This is a genomic window from Arthrobacter sp. Edens01, from assembly GCF_001307035.1.
In the GTDB taxonomy this organism is placed as follows: domain Bacteria; phylum Actinomycetota; class Actinomycetes; order Actinomycetales; family Micrococcaceae; genus Arthrobacter_B.
This window is the reverse complement of sequence record NZ_LKIU01000006.1, coordinates 818-26,802: the sequence shown is the minus strand read 5'-3', so window position 1 is coordinate 26,802 and position 25,985 is coordinate 818. Positions and strand designations below refer to the sequence as shown.

The window sequence follows — 25,985 nt, the reverse complement described above, 5'->3', positions numbered from 1 at the left end:
CACCAAATCCACGAAATCAGCCCGCACGCGGGCGGGAAATACCTTGACCATCAAACACTCCATCAATCAGAGCGTTGCAACGACCATATGACTTCACCGGTCTCGTAAGAGCCGTAACTGGCCTTTCGAGGGGAGGGTGGGACGGGGGCTAGCTTCTCCGCAGGGTTTCGGCGGCTGATTCAAGCAGCAGGGGGACGCCTTCTTCGAGGGTGGGTCCGAAGGTATCGCCGGGGCGTTCGCCCTTGAGGTAACGCGTATAGATCGCTTCGCAGAAAATGGCCGACTTCCACAACGCCAGCGCCTGGTACCAGGGCAGCTCAGTGACATCGAGTCCGGTTCGGTCCGCATAGCCGGAGACCAGCTGGTCCCGGCTCCAGTACCCGGGCTGCCGGGTCACCGACGTCAGGTCCATCACGGTCTGCTCAGCACCCGGTTCGGCGTAGGTCGCGACGAGGTAGCCCAGGTCCGCCAGCGGATCCCCCAGGGTCGCCATCTCCCAGTCCAGGATCCCCGTGACGGTGGCAGGCTGCTGCGTTCCGAACATCAGGTTCCCCAGCCGGTAGTCCCCGTGCACCACCGACGCGCGCTGCGACACCGGGATATTCGTGCCCAGGTCCCGGGCGACCTGCGCCACCAGCGGCACCTCACGCAGGGTGTTCGCTTCCCACAGCCCGGCAAAGCGCTTCACCTGCCGCTCGAGGTAGCCCTCTGCCCGGCCCAGTCCGGAAAGCTCCGGTCCGGTCACGTCCACGCCGTGCAGCCGGGCCAGCGCTTCGACGACGGCGCGGCTGATGTCTCCGCGCTGCTCCGGGGTATCCAGGTGTTCCGGGGCGGATCCGGTAATGACGTGCCCGTCCAGGTAGGACATGAGATAGAACGGCACGCCCAGCAGGGTCTCGTCGCTGCAGACAGCAAGGATCTGCGGCACCGGAATCCCCTCATCACCCAGCAGCTGCTGGACCCGGGCTTCCCGGACCATGTCATGCGTGGACCGGGGAAGCGGCGGACGCGGGCCGCGGCGCAGTACAAAGGACTCCCCGCCGCGGGTGATCCGGTAGGTGATGTTGGACTGCCCGTCACCGATGCGTTCCCAGGCGAGTTCACCGCTGCCAAGTCCGTGCTCGTCCAGGAAGCCGGTGACGACGTCGAGCACCAGCAGCGGCGGTCTCTCTAATGAGGCAGCCTCGGAAGCGGTAGACACTACTTCGGTTCCGTCGGCACGGGTCTGAAGCCCGCTCACTGCTCCTGCTCCCCGCGTACGACGGCGTTGCCCTGGTAGGGCGCGCCGGCTTCCACTTCCTTGCGGCGCCGGGCCGAAGCCCGCCGTGCGATGGCCCATTTATGGGTCTCGTTCGAACCGTCGTAGATCCGGAACGGCCGGACTTCGTTAAGGTACTGGGCCAGCGGCAGCCCGTCAGAAACGCCGTCACCGCCGCACAGCTGCACGCAGCGGTCGATCACCCGGTACACAGCCTCGGAGCAGTGCACCTTGGCAACTGAAGACATCGCGGAGCCTGCCTTCGGGTCCGCTGCCAGCATTTCTGCAGTGCGGGTGATGATGGCGGCCGAGGTTTCAATGTCGATCACGCTCTGCGCAATGAGTTCCTGGGCGAGGCCGAGTTCGCTGAGCCGGGAACCAAAGATTTCCCGGCTTCCGGTGCGGTCCAGCGCAATATCCAGCGAGCGGCGGGCCAGCCCAAGCCAGCGCATGCAGTGTGTGAGCCGGGCAGGCCCAAGCCGGACCTGTGCATATTTGAAGCCCAGCCCCACTTCGCCCAGCACTGCGGAGTCCGGGACAGCGCAGTCCTCGAAGTACACGTGCGGGTGGCCGCCGCCGATGGCCCGGTCGATGGTGTGGATCAGCTCCCCGACGCGCACGCCGGGGTTGTCCATGTCCACCAGGAACATGGTGGCACCTGCGGGGGTATCGCCGTCGGACTCGGTCCGGGCCATGACGATGCAGAAGCCGGCACCAATCGCACCGGAGGTGAAGCGTTTGTGGCCGTTGATGAGCCAGGTGCCGTCGCCCTTCCGGGCGGTGGTCTGCAGCGCGTCCGGATCCGAGCCGGCGCCCGGGTGCGGCTCGGTCATCCCGAAACAGGACCGTACATCCCCGGCAGCCAGCGGCACCAGGTACTGCTGCTTCTGCTCCGGTGTGCCAATGAGTTCGAGCATGTGCATGTTGCCCTCGTCCGGTGCCATGCAGTTCAGGGCGGTGGGTCCGATCGGAGAGTACCCGGCTTCCTCAAAGATCTCCGGCCAGTCCTGCAGCGGCAGCCCCTGGCCGCCGTACTCCACGGGAACGTGCGGTGCGAAGACTCCGGCATCCTTGGCAGCCTGCTGCAGGCGTGCCCGTTCGGCGTCGCTGAGGGCCTGTCCCGGAACCGGTTCGGCGGGGATAACGACGTCCCGGATAAACGCCCGGGTGCGCAGCCGGAGGTCTTCCACGGCTTCCCGGCTGACGGCGGTGTGTGCGGGGGCGCTCATCAGGCGGTACCTCCTGCGGCCAGCAGGCCGCCGTCGAGCGTTAGGACCTGCCCGGTGACCCAGGAGGAATCGTCGGACACCAGATAGGTCACCGCTGCTGCGACGTCCTCCGGAGTGCCCAGCCGCCCCAGCGGATAGGCACCGGTGACGGCCTCTTCCTTGCCTTCAAAGAGTGCGCGGGAGAACCGCGTCTTGACCACGGCCGGGGAAACCGCGTTGACGCGGATCTCCGGCCCGAGTTCGACGGCGAGGGACCGGGTCAGGTGGGACACGGCAGCTTTGCTGATGCCGTAGAGCCCGATGCCCGGTGACGGGGTGTCTCCCGAGACCGAGGACAGGTTGACTACCGATCCGCCGCGTTCGCGGAACCCGAGGCCGGGATGGGCCACGGTGTCCTGCACCCAGGCGAGGGTGCCCAGGACGTTGACTTCGAAAATCTTCCGGGCGGCGTCCAGGTCCATTTCCACCAGCGGGCCGAAGACCGGGTTGATCCCGGCGTTATTGACCAGGACGTCCAGCCCGCCGAACTCCCGGGCGACGGTGTCCAGGACGTCGCTGCGGTGATCCGGGTCGTCAGAGGCGCCGGCTACGGCAATGACGGTTCCGTCCGGAAAGCTGTCCGCGGCCTCCTTCAGGGCGTCAGCCTTCCGGGCGGTGAGGCAGACCCGCACGCCGTGGGACACAAGGTCCCGGGCAATGGCGAGTCCGATCCCCCGGCTGGCGCCGGTCACAATGGCAGTTTTTCCTTGGAGCCCACGGTCAGTTGCCACGGATCATCCTTCCTTTGGGGTCTTCCGCAGTTCCCGGCGGCGGATCTTGCCGGTCTGCGTCTTGGGCAGGTCATCGATCACGTAGACGGACCGCGGGTATTTGTAGGCGGCCAGGCGTTCCTTCGTGAACGCAATCAGTTCCTCTTCGGTAGCCGTGTGCCCGGATTTCAGCGAGACGTAGGCGACGACGCTTTCGCCGCGGTACGCATCCGGCATCCCCACGACGGCGGCTTCATAGACGGCCGGATGTTCGTAGAGCACGTCCTCCACCTCACGGGGCCAGACCTTGTACCCGGAGACATTGATCTGGTCCTTCATGCGGTCCACGATGTACACCCAGCCGGATTCGTCCATCGTGGCGACGTCACCGGTGCGCAGCCGTCCGCCGGGCATGGTGCGGGCAGTTGCGTCGGGATTGTTCCAGTAGCCCGGGACGATCTGCGGCCCGGAGAGCTCGAGTTCTCCCTGTTCACCGAACGGCAGCGCGTTTCCGGCTGCGTCGATGATGCGCGCGGTGACGTTGGGCAGCGGCAGTCCGATGGACAGGCTGCCGCTTGCCGGATCCACCGGTGCCTGCACGCCCGGCGGAACGCCGATGACTGCCGACGTTGTCTCCGTCATTCCGAAGATGTTGTGGATGTACGCGCCGAAGCGCTCCTTGAACGCGTGCACGGTCGACGGCGGGATCGGTGCCCCGCCCGAGTACAGGGTCCTGGCCGAGGCGAAGTGTGCGGCCGCGGCGTCCGGGACCTGGTAAATGGCGTTGAAAACCGTGATGGACCCGGTGGTGCAGGTGATCTGGTGCTCGGCAAAGGCATCAACCACCACCGCCGGATCGGTGCGGTTCACCATCACCAGCGTGGTGTCCGCGAGCAGCGGCGTGGCGGCGTCGATCACGGCGCCGGTGATGTGGAACAGCGGCGCGACGGCGAGCACGGAGTCCCCCGGCTGCAGCCCCATCCATGCTGAGCACGTGGCCGCGACGTTGAGGATGTTTCCGTGGGTATTCATGGCACCTTTGGGGGCGCCGGTGGTGCCGGATGTGTAGGCGAGGAGGGCGACGTCGCTGTGTGCCAGGGTGCGGTCGGCGGGCTTGCGGCCGGCAAACTCCGCGATCCATGCGGCCATGTCCCCGTCCGGGGAGGACGGCGCCGGTACTGCGGAGTGGAAGATCCGCGGATCATTGCGGCGCTGGTACTCCAGCCCGGACGTGGTCAGGATCCATTCGACGGCGGTGCCTGCAGCGGCCGCCGCTGTTGCCGGGTAGAGGGAATCATCGGCGAGAATTCCCCGGGCACCGGAATCTTCAATCAGGTGGCGGAGTTCGCGCTCCTTGTACATCGGATTCATAAGGACGGCGATGGCCCCCAGTTTCCACAGAGCCAGGAACGCAATCACGTACTGCGGGATGTTCTGCAGCTGAATGCCAATGCGGTCGCCGTAGGTGATGCCGCGGGCTTCCAGGGCCGCGGCAAAGGCATCCGAGAGCTGGTCGAGTTCCGCGGCACTGATGCTTCCGTCGAAGTAGGCGAGCGCCCTGCCCTCCGGGTTCCTGCGTACCCGTTCGTTCCAGGCGTCGACCAGCGAAGCAGCCTTGACGTCCATGAGTGTGGGCAGTCCCGGCGGATAGGCTCCGGCCCAAACCGGAGTGACTGATGTGTCCTCCACAGCTTGCCTACTTCCTCGTAGTCGGGGATCGACCTTGCGAGCGATCGCTCGGTAGAAGTAGTGTGAAGAACGTCACAAGGGGTGTCAACCCCTTCGGACACCTATTGTTTTTGACATGAGCCTGTCCACCAGCCGAGCAGGGACACGATGACCAAAGCTGCACACCAGCCCTCTTCCACGGATGAGCTGAGCCCGGACTGGAGGAACTACGCGGCAGACGATCTGCCGCCGATCCTGGCGAGCGCACTGGAGTGCTTCATGGAGCACGGCTACCACGGCACCACCATCCGCCAGCTTGCCGCGCGCGCAGGCCTGTCCGTCCCCGGGCTTTACCACTATTACCCGTCGAAGCACGCCCTGCTGGTAGCGATCGCTTCCCATGCCATGAACGACTTGTGGATCCGCAGCGAGCAGGCCCTTGCGGAGGCTGGCGCCGACCTGTCACGGCAGTTCGACCTGCTGGTTGAATGCCTGGTGCTCTTCCACGCCCGGCGCCGCGGCCAGGCTTTCATCGCCTTCAGCGAGATCCGCAGCCTGGAAGCCGGGGCGCGGGCCGAACATATCGCGGCCCGAGACCGGCAGCAGCGGTTGATGGATGACATTCTGGCCAAGGGTTCTGCTGCTGGAATCTTCACTGCACCCCATCCGCGCGAAGCAAGTACCGCCGTCGTCACCATGTGCACCGGCGTGGCACAGTGGTTCCGCCTGGACGGCGAACTCACCCCTGAGGAACTGGCCGAACGCTACCGGATCATTGCCCGCATGGCTGCTGGAGCACAGCCCGCCTAGGGCACCGCCGGCGGCTGTGCCTGCTTATTGAGCCGGGTACAGCTCGTCCAGCAGGGCCAGGCCGCGCCTGGCCCAGGCGATTTCCTGCTCGGCGCGGGCGGTCAGCCCCTCATAGGTAAAACGCTTGAACGCGGCAACCCGGGAATGGTCCTCATCCGGGACCGTCGCCAGGCGGCGGTTGAGCATGTCCGAGGTTCCGGCGTCGATCTCCTGGATTTTCTGCTGCCACTGCACCAGGCGGGCACCGTAGTGCTCCAGATGGGCCTGCAGCTGGCTCCGCGCCGAGTCAGGTTCTGCCCACTCAAGGTACGCAGCCTTCAAATGGATCGGATCCCGTTCCCTGGGATAGTCGAGCTGCGTATTGGCCCAGCTGCGGAATGCCTCCCTGCCGTCTGCGGTGATGTGATACTGCCGCTTCCGCCCCTTCACGCCCCACTGAATTTCCTCGCCAACCAGCAGTCCGTCCCGCTCCATGCGGCGCAGTTCCGGATAGATCTGTGAATCCGGAGCGTGCCAGACATATCCCACTGAGGACTCGAACTGCTTGTACAGGCCATACCCGGTCATGGGTTCCACGCTCAGCAGCGCCAGCAGCGCGTAACGAAGGCTCACGGCGGCCTTTCCCTGGAAGAAATTCCTTGCCTAACCACTATAGGCATAGATACTGTGGCATATGTCACTAACTATCTATGGTGATAGTTAGTTGAAGCCGCCGCATCAAAGCTGATGCTCCTGGAAGGAACTGCAATGACTGCCGTCTCGACGCACCCCGCAACACAAAGCTCCACCACCAGCAAGGTTCTGGGGTATCCGCTTAACGCCTGGTACGTGGCGGCCTGGGACCACGAGGTGACCCGCAAACCGATGTCCCGGCGGATCGCGGACCGGCCCCTGGCCCTGTACCGGACCGAAGACGGCAAGGCAGTAGCCCTCGCAGATGCCTGCTGGCACCGGCTCGCACCGCTCTCGATGGGCAAGACCATGGGCCGGGACGGGATCCAGTGCCCCTACCACGGCATTGTCTACAACTCCGCCGGCCGATGCATTTCCATGCCCGCGCAGGAAACCATCAACCCGAGCGCCACGGTGCCTTCATTCCCCGTCGTCGAGCGCTACCGCTACGTCTGGGTGTGGCTGGGCGATCCCACCCTCGCGGACCCGGACACCGTTCCGGACATGCACCAGGTGTCCTCTCCGGAATGGGCGGGCGACGGCGAGACCATCTTCGCTCCCTGCAACTACCAGCTGGTGCTGGACAACCTGATGGACCTCACCCATGAGGAGTTCGTCCATTCCTCCTCCATCGGCCAGGACGAGCTGAGCGAATCCGAGTTCGTTGTCACGCACGACGACGACACCGTCACCGTGACCCGCTGGATGCTGAACATCGATCCGCCGCCCTTCTGGCTCAAGAACATGCGGGACAAGTTCCCCGGGTTCGAAGGAAAGGTGGACCGCTGGCAGATCATCACCTACCGGGCGCCGTCGACCATCAATATTGACGTAGGCGTCGCGAAGGCAGGAACCGGGGCGCCGGAGGGAGACCGCAGCCAGGGCGTGAACGGATTCGTCATGAACACCATCACCCCGGAGACCGCTAAGACCTGCCATTACTTCTGGGCGTTTATGCGCAACTACCGGCTGGACAGCCAGCTCATCACCACCCAGCTGCGCAACGGCGTGCACGGAGTGTTCGGCGAGGATGAGGAGATGCTCGCCGCACAGCAGGCCGCCATCGACGCTAACCCCGACTACGAGTTCTACAACCTGAACATCGATGCCGGCGGCATGTGGGTCCGCCGCCTGATCGAACGGCGCCTGGCCGCCGAAGGCCGGCTCCCCGACGGCACCCGTGCCCCTGCGGCCCTGGGCTAGGACATGGCAGCAACCAACGTCGAAGTGTGGCAGCGCGCCGTCGTCCGCGAAACCAGCGACGCTGCCGAAGGCATCCGGCGCATCGTCCTTGAACCCTCGCAGCCGGTTCCGGCAGCGCCTGGCACACACGTGGACCTGATGGTGTCCATCAATGGAGAGCGTCACCGGCGCTCGTACTCGATTGTGGAAGCACCCGACGGCGGTGCGCGGCTGGCCATCAGCGTCTTCCGCACAGCGACGTCCCGGGGCGGGTCTGCCTACATGCACACCCTGGTCCCCGGCGATGAGCTGGAGATCACCCAGCCGCTGCAGAACTTTCCGCTCCGGGTTGGCGCCCCGCGCTACGTCCTGCTGGCCGGCGGGGTGGGCATCACCGCAATCCTGAACATGGCGCGCGTGCTCAAGAATGTGAAGGCAGATTACCGGCTGGTTTACGCCGGACGCAGCCGCAGCGCCATGGCCTACCTGGCCGAACTGCAGGCAGAACACGGCACGGCGCTGGAAATCCACGTGGACGCCGAGGGAACCGCGCTCTCCGTTCCGGATCTGCTTGGCGGTATTGATGACGGCACGGAGCTGTACATGTGCGGACCGATCCGGCTCATGGACGCCGTGCGGCGCACCTGGCAGGGCCTTGGCCTCGATCCGTCCAGCCTGCGCTACGAGACCTTCGGCAACTCGGGCTGGTACCACCCGGAAGAGTTCATTGTGCGGGTCCCCCGATTGGGTCTTGAAACCCGGGTCGGGCCGGGCAAGTCCATGCTGGAAGCACTCGAAGACGCCGGCGCGGACATGATGTTCGACTGCCGCAAGGGCGAGTGCGGCCTGTGCGAGGTCCGAATCCTGGACCTCGACGGCGCCGTGGACCACCGTGACGTCTTCTACAGCGAACGGCAGCAGCGCGCCCGCGAGAAGATGAGCTGCTGCGTGTCGCGGGCCGTAAAGCTACCCGCAGGTCCGGGCGGCTCCGCCGGCCCGGGGCGGGACCCCGCCGTCGTCACTATTGAGGTCTCGTAAACAGTTCTGTGATACGTCTTACGGAGGCGCGGTGCGAACATGCCCGAACAGGCATAGCGCCGCGCATTCGTATAGATTGAGATGAGCATTCCGCATAACGGAATGGTCGGTGAGTCACCGAATTACTTTGAGGGGACCCCGCCCTCAACCGAGAGGCTGCATATGAGCGTCAGTGAAGACAGAACGGACATCCTCAGCGGGCTGACCAGCCAGCTGCCGGACCGTGACCCGGAAGAAACCGCGGAATGGATTGAATCCCTTGACGAGCTGATTCGCTCGCAAGGAACCGAGCGCGCACAGTTCATCATGCGCTCCCTGCTTCAGCGGGCTGGTTCCCGCTCCGTTGGCGTCCCCATGGTGACGACCACCGACTACGTCAACACCATCCCCGTGGACCAGGAACCTGAGTTCCCCGGCGATGAGGAAACCGAGCGCCGCTACCGTGCGTGGCTGCGCTGGAATGCCGCAATCATGGTGCACCGCGCCCAGCGCCCGGGCATCGGCGTCGGCGGCCACATCTCCACGTATGCCGGTGCTGCCACCCTGTATGAAGTGGGCATGAACCACTTCTTCCGGGGCAAGGACCACCCCGGCGGCGGCGACCAGGTCTTCTTCCAGGGCCACGCCTCCCCCGGTGTCTACGCACGCGCCTTCCTTGAAGGCCGCCTCAGCGAAGAGGACCTGGACGGATTCCGCCAGGAGAAGTCCCGCGAGGGACATGCGCTGTCCTCCTACCCGCACCCGCGGAACATGCCTGACTTCTGGGAATTCCCCACCGTGTCCATGGGCATTGGCCCCATGAATGCGATCTACCAGGCGCAGTCCAACCGCTACCTGCACAACCGCGGACTCAAGGACACCTCCGACCAGCATGTCTGGGCGTTCCTTGGCGACGGCGAAATGGACGAGCCGGAATCGCGCGGCCTGCTCCAGCTTGCCGCCAACGACAAGCTGGACAACCTGACCTTCGTGGTCAACTGCAACCTGCAGCGCCTGGACGGACCCGTCCGCGGCAACGGCAAGATCATGCAGGAACTCGAAGCCTTCTTCCGCGGTGCCGGCTGGAACGTCATCAAGGTTGTCTGGGGCCGCGAGTGGGACTCGCTGCTTGAAAAGGACAACGACGGCTCGCTCGTGGACATCATGAACTCCACGCTCGACGGCGACTACCAGACCTACAAGGCCGAGTCCGGCGGATTCGTCCGTGAGCACTTCTTCGGCAAGACCCCGCAGACCAAGGACATGGTTGCTGACCTGAGCGACCAGGAGATCTGGAACCTCAAGCGCGGCGGGCACGACTACCGCAAGGTTTACGCCGCGTACAAGGCTGCCACCGAGTTCAAGGGCAAGCCGACCGTCATCCTGGCGCACACGGTCAAGGGCTACGGCCTGGGCACGCACTTCGAAGCGCGCAACGCCACGCACCAGATGAAGAAGCTGACGCTGGAGGACCTGAAGGCCTTCCGCGACCACCTGCGCATCCCCATCACGGACGAGCAGCTGGAAGCCGATCCGTACCAGCCGCCGTACTACCACCCGGGAGCTGACTCTCCGGAGATCAAGTACCTGCTGGAACGGCGCCGGGAACTGGGCGGCAACGTGCCCGAACGCCGTGAGAAGCACGCACCGGTGAAGCTGCCGGAGGCATCTGCCTACGAGGTAGCCAACCGCGGTTCGGGCAAGCAGCTGGCGGCCACCACCATGGCCTTTGTCCGCCTGCTCAAGGACCTCATGCGGGACAAGGAATTCGGCAAGCGCATTGTGCCGATCATTCCCGACGAGGCCCGTACCTTCGGCATGGACTCGTTCTTCCCGACGGCGAAGATCTACAACCCCAAGGGGCAGAACTACCTCTCCGTGGACCGGGACCTCGTCCTGGCCTACAAGGAATCCCCGCAGGGCCAGATTGTCCACGTGGGCATCAACGAAGCCGGTTCCATCGCAGCGTTCACCGCTGCCGGTTCCGCCTACGCCACCCACGGCGAACCGCTGATCCCGGTCTACGTGTTCTACTCGATGTTCGGATTCCAGCGCACCGCTGACTACATCTGGGCAGCAGCTGACCAGATGGCACGCGGTTTCCTGATCTCCGCCACCGCCGGCCGCACCACCCTCACCGGTGAAGGCCTGCAGCACGCCGACGGCCACTCCCCGATCCTGGCCTCCACCAACCCTGCGGTGAAGACCTACGATCCGGCCTACGGCTACGAGATCGGGCACATCATGCGCCGCGGCCTCGAAGAGATGTACGGAGAGGATTCCGAAGACCGGAACCTGATCTACAACATCATGGTTTACAACGAGCCGATCCTGCAGCCCAAGGCTCCGGAGGACCTGGACGTTGAAGGTGTCATCAAGGGCATCTACAAGGTCTCCGCATCCGACGCCAAGGGTCCCAAGGCCCAGCTCCTCGCTTCCGGTGTGGCAGTTCCGTGGGCGCTGGAAGCACAGCAGCTGCTCGCCAACGACTGGGGTGTCTCGGCTGATGTCTGGTCCGTGACCTCCTGGAACGAACTGCGCCGTGACGGCCTGGCCGCTGAGGAAGAAGCTTTCCTCAACCCCGGCTCCGAACCGCGCGTACCCTTCGTGACCCAGCAGCTTGCCGGTGCTGAAGGACCGATCGTTGCCTCAACGGACTACATGAAGGCAGTTCCGGACCAGATCCGCCAGTTCCTGCCGAACGACTTCGCGTCCCTGGGCGCGGACGACTTCGGTTTCGCTGACACGCGTGCAGCAGCCCGTCGCTACTTCAAGATCGACAGCCACTCCATGGTCGTGAAGACCCTGCAGCTGCTTGCCGGCAGGGGTGAAGTGGATGCTGATGCTCCGCGCCTGGCGATGGAGAAGTACGACCTGCTCAACGTCAACGCAGGCACCAGCGGCAACGCAGGCGGCGACGCCTAAGCAGTACCGTCTGTCCCGGAAGGGCCGGAAACCGTTCGCGGTTTCCGGCCCTTCCGCGTATGTTTCCGGAGTCTCAGCGATGCCGCGTGAGGTCCTCGGCGATTTCCCTGGCTGCAGCCTGGAGCAAGGGCACGGCCCGGCGTCCGAAGGCATCATCCACCCGCGAGGTTGGCCCCGACACGGAGATCGCTGTAGGTGTGGGTGCGCCCGGAACTCCCACCGCGAAGCAGCGCACCCCAAGTTCCTGTTCCTGTTCGTCCACGGAGTAGCCGCGCTGCCGAATCCGGGAAATGTCTGCCAGGAGTTCCTCGACATCCGTGATGCTGGCCTGCGTCGCGGCCGGCAGGCCGGTTCGGGAGATGACCCTGCGAACCTGCTCGTCGCTGAGCTGCGCCAGAATTGCCTTTCCGACGCCGGTGGCGTGGGTGTGGGCCCGCCGCCCCACTTCCGTGAAGGTCCGCATCGAATGGCGCGAAGGCGCCTGGGCAATGTAGAGCGCCTGGTCGGAGTCCAGGACGGCCATGTTGGCGGTCTCCCCCAGTTCATCCACGAGGTTTTTCAGGACCGGCATGGCCAGGGCGCCAAGCTGGGCTGATGCGGCCTCCCCGAGGCGGATAAGCCGGGGGCCCAGTGAATAACGGCGGTTGGGCAGCTGCCGTACGTACCCCAGTCCCACCAGCGTCCGGAGCAGACGGTGAATCGTAGGGAGCGGCAGGTCTGCCGAAGCGGCGAGTTCGCTCAGTGTGGCCGATCCACCGGCATCCGTTATGAGTTCCAGCAGTTCAAAGACCCGCTCAACGGACTGGACTCCGGTTCCAGTGGTTCGCTCAGCCATCAGGCAGGTCCTTCCGGTACGGTTCACCCAAGTGAACGGTTCAGCACTGAGTCCATTGTCATTCCGTATGGCAAACAATATTATCCGTCATACGGAAGGCAAAGGCGCAGGGAGGAGATTCCGATGGCTGTCCCCGGACCGGGAAACTCAATCGCCCTGCGGGTGAAGTCGCCGTCGGACGTTGGTGCAGCGAGTGAGCTCGCCGCTGCTGTCGGCGCCGCCGGGGCGACCCTCACCGGACTTGACGTGGTGGAATCCGCGCAGCGGTTCCTGCTGATCGACCTTACCTGCAACACGGTTGACGCAGCCCACGCGGCCCGGGTCGCTGAAGCGCTGGAAGGACTCGACGGCGTTAGCGTACAGAGTGTTACGGACCGGACTTTCGCAATGCACCTGGACGGCAAAATCGGCGTCGTGCCCACCGTGGCCCTGGACAACCGTGACGACTTATCCCGTGCCTACACACCCGGAGTCGCACGCGTCTGCCTCGCCATCGCGGAGGACGCGGCTCAAGCAAGGCGCCTGACCATCAAAGGAAATACAGTTGCCGTGGTCACCGACGGGTCCGCTGTTCTGGGGCTTGGGAACATCGGACCCGCTGCAGCGCTTCCCGTCATGGAGGGCAAGGCTGCGCTGTTCAAGAAGTTCGGCGGGGTGGATGCCTGGCCGGTATGCCTGGACACCCAGGACAGCGAAGAAATCATCCGGACCGTCAAGGCGATCGCTCCGTCCTACGGCGGCATCAACCTGGAGGACATCGCGGCCCCGCGCTGCTTCGAAATTGAACGACGGCTGCGCGAGGAACTGGACATTCCCGTCTTCCATGACGACCAGCACGGCACCGCGGTTGTGGTGCTGGCGGCTCTGAAAAATGCCCTGCGCGTTGTGGGGAAGCCTCTGCCCGGAACACGCATTGTGGTCTCCGGGGTGGGCGCGGCCGGGTCTGCAATCATCCGGCTCCTGCTGGCCGACGGCGCCGAACGGATTACCGCCTTCAGCCGCGAAGGGGTGGTCAGCTCTGCGGATGTCCAACCGGACCCTACCCGGGCCTGGCTGGCCGCCCATACAAACGCGGAACAGTTCTCCGGGAGCCTGCCGGAGGCACTTGCGGGAGCCGACGTGTTCATCGGCGTCAGCGCTCCCAACATCCTCACTGAGGCAGACATTGCCGCCATGGCCCCGGACGCCGTCGTTTTTGCCCTGGCCAACCCGGACCCTGAGGTAGATCCGGCAGCGGCTGCAAGACACGCCGCCGTCGTGGCGACCGGGCGCAGCGACTTCCCGAACCAGATTAACAACGTCCTGGTGTTTCCCGGGTTCTTCCGCGGCCTGCTCGATTCCGGCGTCACGGACTTCTCCGACGCCATGCTGGTGGCCGCCGCACACGCCATCGCAGAGCGCGTCACCCCGGCAAAGCTCTCCGCCGCGTACATCGTGCCCAGTGTCTTTGATCCGGGAGTCGCCCCAGCAGTGGCCACGGCAGTCGAAGCTGCTGCCGGGGCGGCGTCGTCTTCGGGGACGGCACCGTGACTTCCCGCGCCCACGCACCGCGCCTGGGTCTGGGCAGCTCGGACTACGAGCACGTTGCGCAGTCGCTCCGGCCCACGGATAAGCTGCTGGCCCGGGCTTATCCCGGGGATGACGGCAGCCGCCAGCCCGTTCAGACGGTCTACGTTCCGGCCAACACGTTCACTCCCAGCCTGCCTCTGGAATGGGGCCGGCGGGCGCTGGCTGCGGTGCAGGGCCAAGAGGGGCTGGAACGGCTCGCCTCCCGGCTGGGCCTGGGGGAACCCGACGTCCTTGCCGGTCTTGTGGCACGGAAACTCTCCACCGAACCGGTAGAAGACCTGCGGCTGGATTTCGAAGACGGTTACGGAACCCGCCCGGACGACGAAGAAGATGCGGATGCTGCCGCGGCCGGGTTCGCGGTTGCAGCGGCTGCGTCGGCGGGATCCGCCCCTGCTTTTATGGGGATCAGGTTCAAGTCCCTCGAAGCCGGCACCCGGGAGCGCGGGCTGCGCACCCTTGATCTCTTCCTCTCCGCGCTGCTGGCAGAACTCAAGGTGCACGGCCTGGAGCTGCCCGAAGGCCTCACGCTCACGCTGCCCAAGGTCAGCACCGCGGCGCAGGTTGAAGCCATGACATACGTCTGCGGCCGTCTGGAGGAAGTCCATGGGCTGCCTGCCGGGCAGCTTCGGTTCGAGGTGCAGGTGGAAACACCGCAGGTAATCCTGGGCGCCGACGGCACCGCCGCGGTCGCGAGGCTCCTGCACGCCGCTTCCGGCCGGGTGAGCGGCCTGCACTACGGCACGTATGACTACAGTGCGGCACTGGGAATCGCTCCGGAACACCAGTCGCTGGAGCATCCGGCCGCGGATTATGCGAAGACCGTGATGCAGGCCGCCGCTGCAGGCACCGGAGTCCGGCTGTCCGACGGCTCCACGAACATCCTGCCGCTCGGGGACGCTGAAAACATGCACCACGCCTGGGCACTGCACGCCCGGCTGGTGGCGCGCTCACTGGCCGCCGGTTTCTATCAGGGCTGGGACCTGCACCCCCACCAGCTGCCTACCCGGTTTCTTGCCACGTACGCCTTCTACCGCAGCGGGTTCAGCGCCGCAGCCTCCCGGCTGGCGAACTACGCAGCCGGACGGGAAGGCACCGTTCTGGACGAGCCCGCCACCGCCCGCGCCCTGGCCCGGTTCATCCAACGGGCCGCAGCCTGCGGAGCCGTAACCGAGGCTGAGCTTTCCGCTGCCGGGGTGCCGCCGGAAGAACTGAACCGCCTTGCCCGCACCCGAGAACCGGAGCACATGTGAGCCGCTATTACGCGCCCGAAGCCGGCCTTCCACCCCAGACAGCGCTCCTCTCTGGTCGTGCCGTGGTCACCGAGGCCTATACCGTCATACCGCGCGGCGTGCTGCGGGACATCGTGACAAGCGTCCTGCCGGAATGGCAGGGCACCCGGGCCTGGATCCTGAACCGGCCTGTCGCCGGCGGGGCCACGACGTTCGCGCAGTATCTGATGGAGGTGGCCCCGGGAGGCGGATCCCGATCTCCCGAGCCGCAGCAGCAGGTGGAATCGTTTGTCTTTGTGCTCGACGGCGGTCCACTGGCAATCACCATCGACGGCGAGCGCCACAAACTGGACCCGGGCGGCTTTGCCTACCTGCCGCCGGAACGGCTCTGGGAAGCAGCCAACGATGGCAGTGAACCGGCACGGTTCCAATGGATCCGCAAGGCGTACGAGCCGCTGGCCGGGCACACCCCGGCCGTCGTCGTCGGGCATGAAAGCGAAATCGAACCGGCGGGCGTGCCCGGAACGGACAACAGATGGCGGACCACCCGCATGCTGCCGGTGGATGACCTGGCTTATGACATGCACGTCAACGTGGTGACCTTCGAACCCGGTGCGTCCATTCCGTTTGCCGAGACCCACGTGATGGAGCACGGGCTCTACATTCTGGAGGGAAAGGGCGTATACCGGCTCAACGAGGACTGGGTGGAAGTGCAGGAAGGCGACTACCTGTCCCTGCGGGCGTTCTGCCCGCAGGCCTGTTATGCGGGCGGCCCTTCGAACTTCAGGTACCTGCTGTACAAAGACGTCAACCGCCAGATCATGCTGTGAACCAGAAAGAGCCCATGCACTCCGTATTCTCCCTCCCCAGCCCGGACCTGACCGTAAACTGCTCGATCATGCTGGCGGATCTTCCGCTGCTCGAACGCCCGGCTGCCGCAGCGGCCGCAGGGTTCGACGCCGTCGAGTTCTGGTGGCCGTTCGAGTCGCCGGTGCCCGGGGACCAGGAGGTCGATGCCTTCCTGCGTGCGATTTCCGATGCGGGAGTGCGGCTGACGGGGCTCAACTTCTATGCCGGGCATATGTCCGCCGGGGAACGCGGGGTGCTCTCCTCGCCTTCGAAGAGTGCCGCGTTCCGTTCCAGCCTGGACACCATCGCCGGGATTGCGGAGCGAACAGGGTGCCGGGGGTTCAATGCGCTGTACGGCCTGCCGGAAGACGATGTTGCGCCAGCCGTCCAGGCTGACTGCGCGGTGGAGAATCTGGCGGCAGCCGCCGACGCCGTCGCTCACCTGGGTGGGACAGTGCTGCTTGAGCCGCTCAGCGGACTGCCGTCGTATCCCCTTGAGTCAGCCGCCGACTGCTTCACCGTGCTCGAACGGGTTCACGGCACCGGACGGCAGAACATTGCCCTCTTGGCAGATTTTTACCATTTGGCCGTGAACGGGGAGGACATCCCGGCCCTCATCGCGGGCCACGCGGCGAGGTTTGGCCACATCCAGCTTGCTGACGCTCCGGGACGGGGTGCGCCCGAAACCGGCAATCTGCCTCTGGTGGAGTGGACGGCGGAGGCTATCTCGGCGGGTTACAGCGGGTTCATCAGCCTGGAGTACCGGAGTCCCAGCACGGAAGCGTTTGCCTGGCTGGAACCGTACCGCGCGGGCGCGGCAGGCACCCGGTGACCAGCTTCGACCTGGTGATCCGCGGGCACAGGATCTTCGCCACCGCCGGGACGGGTGCCTGGGAGGTTGGCGTCCGCGGAGGTGTCATTGCCGCCGTCGAGCCGCTGGGCACTGGCTTGTCCGGAACGCGGGAAATCGAGCTGGCAACGGATGAGGTGCTGCTGCCGGGTCTGGTGGACACCCACGTCCATGTGAACGAACCCGGGCGCACCGAGTGGGAGGGCTTTGCATCGGCCACCCGTGCTGCTGCCGCCGGCGGGGTAACCACCCTGATCGACATGCCGCTGAATTCGATTCCGCCCACCGTGTCCGTTGCGGCGCTGGAGGCCAAACGCGAGGCTGCCTCCGGGCAGGTGTACATCGATGTGGGGTTCTGGGGCGGAGCGGTTCCCGGCAACACGGCCCGCCTGCGTCCCCTGCACAATGCCGGTGTCTTTGGCTTCAAATGCTTCCTGGTCCATTCGGGGGTGGACGAATTTCCGCATCTGGAACCGGAGGAAATGGAGAAGGACCTTACTGAGCTGGCCGCCTTCGATTCCCTGCTGATCGTTCACGCAGAGGATCCGCAGGTGATTGCCGAGGCAGCGCAGCCCTCCGGTCCCCAGTACGGCAGGTTTCTGGCATCCCGGCCGCGGGCGGCGGAGAACAAGGCGATTGCCCGGGTCATCGATGCCGCCCGGAGGACCGGCGGGCGGGCGCACATCCTGCATCTGTCCTCCGCCGAAGCGCTGCCGCTCATCGCCGCTGCCAAACGGGAGGGCATCCGGCTGACGGTCGAGACCTGCCCGCATTACCTGACGCTGACCGCCGAGGAAGTTCCGGACCGGGCTACGGCTTTCAAGTGCTGTCCGCCGATCCGGGAAGCCGCCAACCGGGAACAGCTGTGGCAGGGACTCACGGACGGGACAATCGATTTGGTTGTGTCGGATCATTCCCCCAGCACCCTGGACCTCAAGGACCTTCAGCACGGTGACTTCGGGGTGGCCTGGGGCGGGGTGTCGTCACTCCAGCTGGGACTCTCCGTGGTTTGGACCGAGGCGCGGCGCCGCGGGATCCCGTTGGAAAGGGTGGTGGCGTGGATGTCCCGCGGGCCGGCCGAGCTGGTGCAGCTGGACCGCAAAGGGCGCCTGGAAGAAGGCGCCGACGCTGACCTCGCGGTTTTCGCCCCTGATGAGTCGTTTGTGGTCGATCCCGCCCGGCTGCATCACAAGAACCCCGTCACGCCCTACAGCGGCAAGATGCTGACCGGCGTAGTTCGGCGAACGTTCCTGCGGGGCACACAGGTCACCCATGTCGCAGAATCCCCGGAGGCTCCGTCAGGGTGTTTGCTCCGCCGCTAATCGGCTGCACCAAATGCGCACCGGGGATAAACTAACCGGCACGCGCACGGGGTCCGGCTGCCGGGTCCGGCTCGGCAGCCGCATCCGGCTCGGTCCGCTGAGAGTAATTCAGCACTGGGTTCACCCGATAGGTCAGCCCAAATGAAGACTGCCATTCCAAGACGCCCGGAACGGGCTGCTTCGCGGACCAGAATCCCAGCGACTTGTATTTGTGATGCTTCCGGCAGAGGTTAGCCAGATTCCCATGCTCGGTCTCTCCGCCTTCTGCCCAGGGAACCGTATGGTCAATTTCGGTTCTTGGTGTTCCAACGGAACATCCGGGAAAACGGCAGGTGCCGTCCCGGGCCTGCAGCCAGCGTTTGAGTCCAGCCGGAACCTTCCGACGCCGGCCCACGGCCAGGATCTCGCCCGTGCCGGGGTCCTGGACCAGCCCGGTCCAGTGAAGAGCCTGCCGTGCCAGCCGCCGCGCCGCTTCGGAGCTGATTGGGCCATACCCGTTTAGCTCAGCCGGCTGGTCGTCCGCACCAAAGAGCGTATCTGCCGGGATGAGCACCATAATCTCCGCCGCTGTCTGTGGCAGGTCCCGGGACTGTGGGCTGCTACCGGCTTCGGACCCGAGCAGGAGGGAAGCCAAGATGTCTGCCCTGAGCTGGTCCAGCGTTCGGGGGTCCCCTCCGTCCTGCTGTCCGCGGGCAACCGATGTCAGCCTGGAAATAATGGCCTGGCCCTTCTCCGCAGCCACGAACGCAGTGAGCTGTCCCATCCCGTCAGGAAGCGGATCGAATCCCACCCGGCGTCTCTCCAGCGCGGCACGGTGTCGTTCAATCATGGTTTCCGGCCACTGCCGTTCCCTGAGCCGCCGGGCGGACCGCATGAACTGGGCGCAGGTCCGCCCTTCGGCCAGCTGCAGCAGCTCGCTCTGGAACCCCTGCTGTTTGTCTTCGGGAACACTGTCAGCCTGGTCGATAATGGCCTGGGCGTGCCGGTAACTGAAGCTCCCGCGCGACAGGCCCGCGAGCGTCTCCGAATACCGTCCGCACAGCGCCTCCGACTCGCTCACCAGCCGCATCGCAGTCATGTGGGGCAAGTGCAGCACCGCGCCAGCCTCGGCTGCAGTCAGTGACATGGCCATCGCCGGATCCGGTTTCTTCAGGGTTTTCTCAACGTCCCGGCTGATGAGCTGCTCCATCCGGTGCAGTACGCGGGCCTGTTGGGCCTGTGCCCAGGCTGTGAGCCGGGCCAGCTCCTCCAGGACCTCGGCGGCCTCCGCTGCATCCATTGCGTCCAGCCCGGAAACAGACAGGGACCCTTGCAGACGCCGGGAGAGGGATCCTGCGGGGGCAAACCCCTCAAGGCACGCGCCGCTGGAAATCCCGTCCGGATCCAGTACACGTTCCATACCCGCAAAGTGCCATGCCCGCGGGCGGGTCCGCATCAAAGACAACGCAAGCTGTGGAAAACCCAGAGCCTCCCGAATGCCCCTGTGGATGATCGCCCCGGGACCACTACGAGCGCAAAGGCAGCCGCCGCAGCTCGACGTCGACTGTTCCACCGTCAATAACCGCAACCATGTATGTACAGAAAGGCTGCCGCCGCCGGTCCGTCGGAGACCCGGGGTTGAGCAGCCGCAGGCCGCCCGGGGCAGTGGTGTCCCATGGAATATGGCTGTGCCCGAAAATCAGCAGGTCAGCATCGGGATACGCCTCAGCCATCCGTGTCTCGCGGCCCTGCGCCGCACCGGTCTCATGAACGACGGCGATCCTCACCTCCTCAACGACGGCGCGTGCCACTTCGGGCAGCCGGGCACGAAGAGCGGGACCGTCATTGTTGCCCCAGCAGGCCAGCAGCTTCGTTGACCGCTGTTCAAGTTCATTCAGCAAATCCTCACTAACCCAGTCCCCTGCATGCACCACCAGGTCCGCAGTTTCAACGGCAGCCCAGACCTCGTCCGGGAGGACCTTCGCCCGCACGGGAAGGTGCGTGTCCGCGAGCAGGACAATCTTTGTGGCCATCAGTCCATCACTCCTTACGCAGGTTCTGTTCCTGTCCTTCCCTGCACCATGCCTGCAAACTCGCCAGGCGTCCAACCGGTCGCCGCACGGAAGTCCCTGGAGAAGTGGGGCTGGTCGGTGTACCCGAGCTGGGCAGACAATTCGGCAAGGGACGCGCCCGCCCTGATTCGGACACCGGCCTCCTGCAGCCGCCGCTGGCGAATCACCCAGCGGGGGCTCACTCCCAGAAACCGGGCACAAAACCGTTCAAGCGTTCGCTCCTGCAGGCCCAGCACCGTGCAGAGATCCCGGACGGAGGTGATTAGCGGGTCCTGCTCCACCAGGGACACAACTTCGCCGGCGAGCACGGCATTTTTATCCGGGACGCCCAGGGACGCGAACAGGTTCTCAATGGCACCCTGTGCCGCTGAATGTGAGTCGGGATTGTGGGGGTCACCGGTCATTAGGTCCCGCACCTCGCCTTCCAGGTCCTGAAGGAGAGGCAGCTCGAGTAAGCCAAGGAGACGCACCGTGACTGAAGCACTTCGAATCTGGCGCGAAAGAGCGCACCCCTTCACCGCAGTCGTAATGGAAGTCACTGACTGGGACGCAGCCACTCCGTGCACCGAGTGGCGGGCACGGGACATCGTGGCTCACATCATCTCCACTGAGCGCGAGTTCCTTGAAACCCACCAGCTCATCGCTGACCCGCATCAGATCGAAACCAGCGGCGAGCCGGCAGGACAGTGGGCTGGGCATGAATCGCTCGTCGCAGGACTGCTCGCTGACCCCGATGTGGCCAACCGGAGGTTTGCCGGTTACTTCGGCCCGAGCACCATCGGCGAGACGCTTGCGGGGTTTTATGGCGGAGACCTGCTGGTGCACCGCTGGGACCTGGCTGTTTCCCAGGGCATGGAGGCGGGGCTCACCGAGAAGGAACTCCAGGACATCGACTCATCCATGGACGGCTTTGGCGAACTGGCTTACGCGCCCGGACTGTTCGAGCGTCCCGTGGACATTCCCGGCACCGCCGCCCTGGAGCAGCGCGTGCTGGCCCGGACGGGCAGATCCGTGCCGTTCGCTGCCGCCCGGTCAGTTGTTCGCCCAATCCAGTGAGGCCATAACGGGACCGCTGGAACCGTCGGAGTACTTCACCAGGAGCTCGACGCCGCCGCTTGGGTAATCCTGCAGCTCATCGCCCGGGAACCACAGGACAAAGTGCCCGTTGGCAACACTGCCGGTCACCTCTCCGTGGGTCCGGCTGGCGTAGGAAACCCCTGCGACGTCGGCACCGGCAGCACCCACCACCATTGAGAGTTCACCCGCCCCGGCGGAGCCCATCCCCATGGCGGCCGGAAGCAGGCCGCGGGGTTCCGGTTCCGTGCCGGGACCGCTGCCGGAGTACCCGAAGCTGCCTCCGAAGAGCGATCCGTCGGTGACGCACATCGCGGAGAATCCGTCCTGCCCGGACAGAATGACCGTGGTCCACTCCCCTCGCCTCTCGGCGATCGCCACTGCAGCGCCGGCAGATTCCCCGGCGGTGTTACGGTCCGAAGACCGGCAGTCTTCCGCTGCGCTTTCAGCCTGCTCCGGGTCAAGGGCCGCCGGAGCCTGCGTCCAGGTAGCGAAGGCCGGATCGCCGCCGCCGATAGCAGGAAGGGCTACGAGGCCTGCAGTTACTGCAGCTGCAGCACCCACCAGGATGGTCCGGCGCAGTTTCCTGTGCGGCTGCGGCGCCGGTCTCTCAGGACGCCCCGCCCCAAGGATCCGTTCGAGGTCCAACTGCGCGCGCAGCCGGTCAACCGGGGCACCGGCGGCCGAAGCATCGAGGGACCGGAGCAGTGTGTCCGTCTGATCGTCTCGCATCATGATGACGGTGTCCTTCCAAGAATGGGCTGCGGCGAAGCGGATGACGCCGGAAGATGGTCGAGCAGCAGCCGGAGCGCCCGGCGGGCACGGCTGAGCCTTAGCCGGTAAGCCACCGGCGAAACGCCAAGGACAGCTGCGGCCTGTGGCCCCGAGAGGTCTTCGAAGACGGCCAGACCCAGCGTTTCCTGATGGGTTTCCGAGAGCATCCGCCAGGCCCGTGCGACGTCGATGCGCCGGGTGGCCAGATCGATATCGGCAGTGGAGGCCGGAAGGTCCGCGGCCTCGGCAAGCCGCAGGCCGAGCGCCCCGTTTCTGCGCTCACCGCGGCCGTTGTTCAGGAGGATGTTGCGGCTGATGCCGAAGATCCAGGCACGTGCGTCACCGGCAGAGGGAGGAACTTCGTCAACGCGGCGCCACACCACCAGGAAGGTGTCCGCGACTATGTCTTCGGCGCGGTCGGCATCGGCGCGGCGCCGGACGAACCGGAGGAGGTCCGGATAGACCGCGGCGTAGAGCGTCCGGAACTGCTGCTCCCGGTCAGGTTCACCTGAAAAGTGGGTCATGCACTGTACCTGTCCACCACCCGGCTGAGTGTTTCATACCGCACCGGACAATCAGCAGGAATTACCCGGCGTGCTCCCTGCGCAGGTCCGCCTTGCGGATCTTGCCGCTGGCTGTCCGGGGGAAATCAGGCACGATCTCCACCGTTTTGGGAATCTTGTATCGTGCCAGCCGACCGTCCAAATGGGCAGCGACCGCATCGGGTTCCAGGGTGAACCCTTCTCGCAGCGTGATGATGGCCCTGGGCACCTCGCCCCACTTTTCATCCGGGACGCCGATCACTGCCACCCCGCTGACCGCTTCGATTTCGGTGATGATCTGCTCGATTTCGGCGGGATAAATGTTCTCTCCCCCGGAAATGATCATGTCCTTGAGCCGGTCGGAGATAAACAGGAACCCGTCTGCGTCGAAATAGCCCATGTCGCCCGAACGGAACCAGGTCCCGTCGGTGAAGGCGGATTCCGTGGCGTCAGGGCGGTTCCAGTAGGACTTGATGACGTTGGGTCCGCTGATCTGGACCTCACCCACTTCACCGGGCTCAGCCGTGGTGCCGTCAGGCCGGGCGACACGGACAGAGGTGAAAAAGTGCGGAATGCCGGCGGAACCGGCTTTTTCCCGGGAGTACGACGGCGGCAGGGCAGTGGCGCCGGGGGCCGTCTCGGTCATGCCGTAGCCGCCGGAGAAACTCAGGCTGCGCTCTTCGTAGGCGTCGATGACACGCAGCGGCACGGCAGAACCGCCGCAGGTGAGCTTCCGGAGCGAGCTTATGTCGCGTTTGGCCCAGTCCGGGTGTTCGCAGAGCAGCTGGTAGGTGGTGGGCACGCCGCTGATGTAGGTGGCCCGGTATCTTTCGATCAGTTCCAGGGTGCGGCCGGGTTCGAACCGCGTCTCGAGGATGACGGTGGCACCTTTGAGGAGGTTCGGAAGCACACCCATGTCCAGGGAAGCGACGTGGAACAGCGGGGAGATCATCAGCGCAATGTCGTTCTCGGCGACGTCGTAGTCAACCAAAACGTTGAAGCAGTTCCACGTCAGGTTTCCGTGCGTGAGCAGCGCACCCTTGGGCTGCCCAGTGGTGCCGGAGGTGTAGAGAATAATGGCACCGTCGTCGAGCGAGACCTGCGCATCAGCAAACGGTGCAGTGCCGGCAAAGCAGTCCTCATAAGGCTGCACGGTAAGGGCACCGGCCTCGGCCGCAGGTGTTTTTGTTCCGTCGTCAACCAGCAGGCGCAGCCGGACGGCCGTGTCCCGGGCGCCGCGGGAAGCCAGTTCGTCCAGCGCCAGGGTGCTCACCAGTACCGCGCTGCCGGAGTCCTGCAGGGCGAACTGGATTTCAGGCGGTGCCAGCCGGGTGTTGAGCGGAACGAAAACGGCCCCCAGCGACGCCGCGGCGAAGAACGTTTCCAGGAAGGAAGGGTGGTTGTCGCCGAGGAAGGCAACCCGGGTGCCGTGCTCCACTCCGTTGGCGCGAAGCGCGGCTGCAAGGCTGTTGATCCGGGCGTCGAGCTGCTCGTACGTCATTGCCTCTCCACCGAAGACCAATGCGGTCCGCGAACCGGATTTGATGCGCTGCCGGTTGATCCATGAACCAACACCCTGGTTCTGCATTACTCAAACGTCCTTCGTCACTGTGCCGGATGGTGCTGGGGGGTAGTGCCGGAGCCCGCCTGAGGAGGTACAGGCGGGCTCCGGCACGGCTTCTAGTCGACTGTCATGGCTCCGAGGTCCGGAGCCTTCTCGACGAAGTTGTACTTGACCATGAGTTCGCCCATGTTCTCGAGCTCCTCGGTGCGCAGCTCGGCGTCGTACTGCTCCATCTTCAGGTTGGCGGCCACTTCGGCCGGCATGTTCATGAAGGCCGGCAGGACTGCCTTGACGTCGTCAATGTTGGCTTCGGCCTGGGTCAGCAGGTCTTCCATGGCGCTCTTGAACTTCTCCACGGTCTCCGGGCTGGAGGAGGCGTAGTTCCCGGAGGTGAAGGTCACCATGGTGGGCATACCGGGAACCGCTTCCTGGTTGGAGTAACCCACCAGTACGTTGTCCGGGTTGGAGAGGGCCTTGCTGAGGAACGGTTCGGGGATCCAGATGGCGTCCGTGTTGCCGAGGTCCAGCTGCGCTTCCATGTCCGGGAACGGCATTTCGGAGAACTTGATCTGGGTGGGATCGGCGCCGGCCAGGGAGGCTGCCTCCATGATCGTCAGGTCGCCCTGGGTGTTCACCGCATTAACGGAGGCGGTCTTGCCTTCCAGATCGGCGAACGTAGTGATCCCGGAGTCGGCCCGGGCCACTACGCCGTTGATGTCCTCTCCTTCGGCGTAGGAGTTGGAGTACCCGGTGACGATCTTCATGTCCAGGCCCTTGTCCTTGGCCACCATGACGGTCAGCGGGTTGCCGACGGCGAAGTTCATGTCTCCGGTGGAGACAGCGGGCAGCATGGCGGCGCCGCCCTGTCCGGTCTGGAGTTCGACGTCGAGCCCGTGCTCCTCGAAAATGCCCTCGTCCACGCCGTATTGCATGGCTGCCGAAGGTGCGATGCCGATGACGCCGACGACGATCTGCTCGAGTTCGCCGTTCGCAGCGGCCGAACCGGATGCGGACGGGGAGGAGCTGGAATCGTTGCCGGACAGGCTGCCTCCGCCGCAGCCCGCCAGTGCCAGGGTTGCGACGGCGCCGAGCGCAAGGGCCTTGGCAGCCCGCCGGGTAATGAAGTGCCTCATGACTTTCCTCTTCCTTGAGGGGGGAAATGGATACTGCTGGAGATGGTGCTGGTGATGCGTTGGTGCTGCCCGAACCGCGGACGGGGCCGGGGGTCTGGTGGTCCTAGGCGTAGAAGCGGGCCAGGAACTCTGCGACGACGGCGGGGCGTTCCTCGCCGTCGATCTCGATCGTGTTGGATGTCTTGATCTGCACACCGCCCTTGACCTCGGTGACTTCGGAGATGACCGAGTGGAGGCGGACCTTGGAGCCAACCTTTACCGGGTTGGTGAAGCGGACCCGGTCCAGGCCGTAGTTGACCTTGGTCTTCACGCCTTCAACGTCGAAGAGCGAGCTCCAGAGCGGAATGATCAGGGACAGCGTCAGGAAACCGTGCGCAATCGGTGCACCGAACGGGCCGTCCTTCGCTTTCTCCGGATCGGTGTGGATCCACTGGTGGTCATCCGTTGCGTCGGCAAAGGTGTTGATCTGGTCCTGGGTGATCTCGATGTAATCGGTGTAGCCGAGGTCCTTGCCCACCAGGGAGGGAAGTTCTTCGAAGGTGACAACAGTGGCACTCATGTGGTTTTTTCCTTGCGGTTAGTTGGTAGCGGTCTGGGGCTGGAGTTCTTCGGGCAGGGGCGGGAACTTCTCTCCCACGCTCTGCTGCTTCCCGGCGAACGGGAAAGCTGCGGCGAGCTCCTCA

The 25,985-nt window shown here is 65.1% G+C and carries 24 protein-coding genes; 10 read left to right on the top strand and 14 right to left on the bottom strand.

Annotated elements, in window-relative coordinates; genetic code table 11:
* Positions 1-148: 148 nt before the first annotated feature.
* From AO716_RS14655 to AO716_RS14640, 4 genes are read right to left on the bottom strand one after another with little or no spacing between them, the layout of a single operon-like run.
* Complete coding sequence (locus AO716_RS14655) at positions 149-1,240, bottom strand: phosphotransferase family protein (RefSeq protein WP_055242336.1); 1,092 nt, start codon at positions 1,238-1,240, stop codon at positions 149-151.
* Positions 1,237-2,487 (bottom strand): acyl-CoA dehydrogenase family protein, encoded by a 1,251-nt coding sequence (locus AO716_RS14650; RefSeq protein ID WP_055242334.1) that lies wholly within the window; start codon positions 2,485-2,487, stop codon positions 1,237-1,239. The genes AO716_RS14655 and AO716_RS14650 overlap by 4 nt, the downstream gene beginning before the upstream one ends.
* A complete protein-coding gene (locus AO716_RS14645; RefSeq protein WP_055242332.1) occupies positions 2,487-3,257 on the bottom strand; it encodes an SDR family oxidoreductase in 771 nt (256 codons plus the stop codon). The genes AO716_RS14650 and AO716_RS14645 overlap by 1 nt, the downstream gene beginning before the upstream one ends.
* A 3-nt stretch (positions 3,258-3,260) precedes the next feature.
* Positions 3,261-4,925 (bottom strand): class I adenylate-forming enzyme family protein, encoded by a 1,665-nt coding sequence (locus AO716_RS14640; RefSeq protein WP_200907652.1) that lies wholly within the window; start codon positions 4,923-4,925, stop codon positions 3,261-3,263.
* A 147-nt stretch (positions 4,926-5,072) separates the two neighbouring features.
* Between AO716_RS14640 and AO716_RS14635 the strand changes: the two genes are divergently transcribed.
* On the top strand, positions 5,073-5,714 hold the full coding sequence (locus tag AO716_RS14635) for a TetR/AcrR family transcriptional regulator (RefSeq protein ID WP_055242330.1): 642 nt from the start codon (positions 5,073-5,075) through the stop codon (positions 5,712-5,714).
* Positions 5,715-5,738: 24 nt separating this feature from the next.
* On the opposite strand, the gene AO716_RS14630 is transcribed toward AO716_RS14635, so the two are convergent.
* Entirely contained in the window at positions 5,739-6,326 is a 588-nt protein-coding gene (locus AO716_RS14630) for a PadR family transcriptional regulator (protein WP_055242328.1), read from the bottom strand.
* Positions 6,327-6,461: 135 nt separating this feature from the next.
* On the opposite strand from AO716_RS14630, the gene AO716_RS14625 reads away from it, so the two are divergent.
* From AO716_RS14625 to aceE, 3 genes are all read left to right on the top strand, one after another.
* Positions 6,462-7,589, top strand: a complete 1,128-nt coding sequence (locus AO716_RS14625) for an aromatic ring-hydroxylating dioxygenase subunit alpha (RefSeq protein WP_055242327.1) — start codon at positions 6,462-6,464, stop codon at positions 7,587-7,589.
* Between the two features lie 3 nt (positions 7,590-7,592).
* Positions 7,593-8,606, top strand: coding sequence for a PDR/VanB family oxidoreductase (locus AO716_RS14620; protein WP_055242325.1), 1,014 nt, complete (start codon positions 7,593-7,595; stop codon positions 8,604-8,606).
* A gap of 162 nt (positions 8,607-8,768) precedes the next feature.
* Positions 8,769-11,510 (top strand): pyruvate dehydrogenase (acetyl-transferring), homodimeric type, encoded by a 2,742-nt coding sequence (gene aceE / locus AO716_RS14615; RefSeq protein WP_055242945.1) that lies wholly within the window; start codon positions 8,769-8,771, stop codon positions 11,508-11,510.
* Between the two features lie 73 nt (positions 11,511-11,583).
* Here the strand turns inward: aceE and AO716_RS14610 are convergent, their stop codons facing one another.
* Positions 11,584-12,345 carry an IclR family transcriptional regulator gene (locus AO716_RS14610; protein ID WP_055242323.1) on the bottom strand — a complete coding sequence of 254 codons (762 nt, stop codon included), beginning with the start codon at positions 12,343-12,345 and terminating at the stop codon, positions 11,584-11,586.
* Positions 12,346-12,468: 123 nt separating this feature from the next.
* On the opposite strand from AO716_RS14610, the gene AO716_RS14605 reads away from it, so the two are divergent.
* From AO716_RS14605 to allB, 5 genes are read left to right on the top strand one after another with little or no spacing between them, the layout of a single operon-like run.
* Entirely contained in the window at positions 12,469-13,875 is a 1,407-nt protein-coding gene (locus AO716_RS14605) for an NADP-dependent malic enzyme (RefSeq protein WP_055242321.1), read from the top strand.
* Positions 13,872-15,164 (top strand): DUF6986 family protein, encoded by a 1,293-nt coding sequence (locus tag AO716_RS14600; protein WP_414826588.1) that lies wholly within the window; start codon positions 13,872-13,874, stop codon positions 15,162-15,164. The genes AO716_RS14605 and AO716_RS14600 overlap by 4 nt, the downstream gene beginning before the upstream one ends.
* A complete protein-coding gene (locus tag AO716_RS14595; RefSeq protein WP_055242318.1) occupies positions 15,161-15,973 on the top strand; it encodes a bifunctional allantoicase/(S)-ureidoglycine aminohydrolase in 813 nt (270 codons plus the stop codon). The genes AO716_RS14600 and AO716_RS14595 overlap by 4 nt, the downstream gene beginning before the upstream one ends.
* Positions 15,974-15,987: 14 nt before the next feature.
* Positions 15,988-16,824: a hydroxypyruvate isomerase family protein gene (locus AO716_RS14590; RefSeq protein ID WP_055242316.1), complete on the top strand. Its 837-nt coding sequence runs from the start codon at positions 15,988-15,990 to the stop codon at positions 16,822-16,824.
* Positions 16,821-18,164 (top strand): allantoinase AllB, encoded by a 1,344-nt coding sequence (allB, locus tag AO716_RS14585; protein WP_055242314.1) that lies wholly within the window; start codon positions 16,821-16,823, stop codon positions 18,162-18,164. Before AO716_RS14590 ends, allB begins: the two co-directional genes overlap by 4 nt.
* Positions 18,165-18,195: 31 nt before the next feature.
* Here allB and AO716_RS14580 read toward each other — a convergent pair whose 3' ends face one another.
* The 3 genes from AO716_RS14580 to AO716_RS14570 all read right to left on the bottom strand — a co-directional run bounded on the left by AO716_RS14580 (position 18,196) and on the right by AO716_RS14570 (position 20,619).
* Positions 18,196-19,563: an HNH endonuclease signature motif containing protein gene (locus AO716_RS14580; protein ID WP_055242312.1), complete on the bottom strand. Its 1,368-nt coding sequence runs from the start codon at positions 19,561-19,563 to the stop codon at positions 18,196-18,198.
* 106 nt (positions 19,564-19,669) lie between these two features.
* A complete protein-coding gene (locus AO716_RS14575) occupies positions 19,670-20,176 on the bottom strand; it encodes a metallophosphoesterase family protein (RefSeq protein WP_055242310.1) in 507 nt (168 codons plus the stop codon).
* A 14-nt stretch (positions 20,177-20,190) separates the two neighbouring features.
* A complete protein-coding gene (locus AO716_RS14570) occupies positions 20,191-20,619 on the bottom strand; it encodes a helix-turn-helix domain-containing protein (protein WP_055242308.1) in 429 nt (142 codons plus the stop codon).
* Positions 20,620-20,686: 67 nt separating this feature from the next.
* Between AO716_RS14570 and AO716_RS14565 the strand changes: the two genes are divergently transcribed.
* The gene (locus AO716_RS14565) at positions 20,687-21,271 is read left to right on the top strand and encodes a maleylpyruvate isomerase N-terminal domain-containing protein (protein ID WP_055242307.1); all 585 of its coding nucleotides are present in this window, start codon (positions 20,687-20,689) and stop codon (positions 21,269-21,271) included.
* On the opposite strand, the gene AO716_RS14560 is transcribed toward AO716_RS14565, so the two are convergent.
* The 5 genes from AO716_RS14560 to AO716_RS14540 all read right to left on the bottom strand — a co-directional run bounded on the left by AO716_RS14560 (position 21,248) and on the right by AO716_RS14540 (position 25,861).
* A complete protein-coding gene (locus tag AO716_RS14560) occupies positions 21,248-22,024 on the bottom strand; it encodes a hypothetical protein (protein WP_055242305.1) in 777 nt (258 codons plus the stop codon). The genes AO716_RS14565 and AO716_RS14560 overlap by 24 nt on opposite strands.
* A complete protein-coding gene (locus AO716_RS14555) occupies positions 22,021-22,587 on the bottom strand; it encodes an RNA polymerase sigma factor (protein ID WP_055242304.1) in 567 nt (188 codons plus the stop codon). Before AO716_RS14555 ends, AO716_RS14560 begins: the two co-directional genes overlap by 4 nt.
* Before the next feature lie 61 nt (positions 22,588-22,648).
* The gene (locus tag AO716_RS14550; protein WP_055242302.1) at positions 22,649-24,193 is read right to left on the bottom strand and encodes an acyl-CoA synthetase; all 1,545 of its coding nucleotides are present in this window, start codon (positions 24,191-24,193) and stop codon (positions 22,649-22,651) included.
* Positions 24,194-24,285: 92 nt separating this feature from the next.
* Positions 24,286-25,302, bottom strand: a complete 1,017-nt coding sequence (locus AO716_RS14545; RefSeq protein ID WP_055242300.1) for an ABC transporter substrate-binding protein — start codon at positions 25,300-25,302, stop codon at positions 24,286-24,288.
* A gap of 103 nt (positions 25,303-25,405) precedes the next feature.
* Positions 25,406-25,861, bottom strand: coding sequence for a MaoC family dehydratase (locus AO716_RS14540; RefSeq protein ID WP_055242298.1), 456 nt, complete (start codon positions 25,859-25,861; stop codon positions 25,406-25,408).
* Positions 25,862-25,985 lie beyond the last annotated feature (124 nt).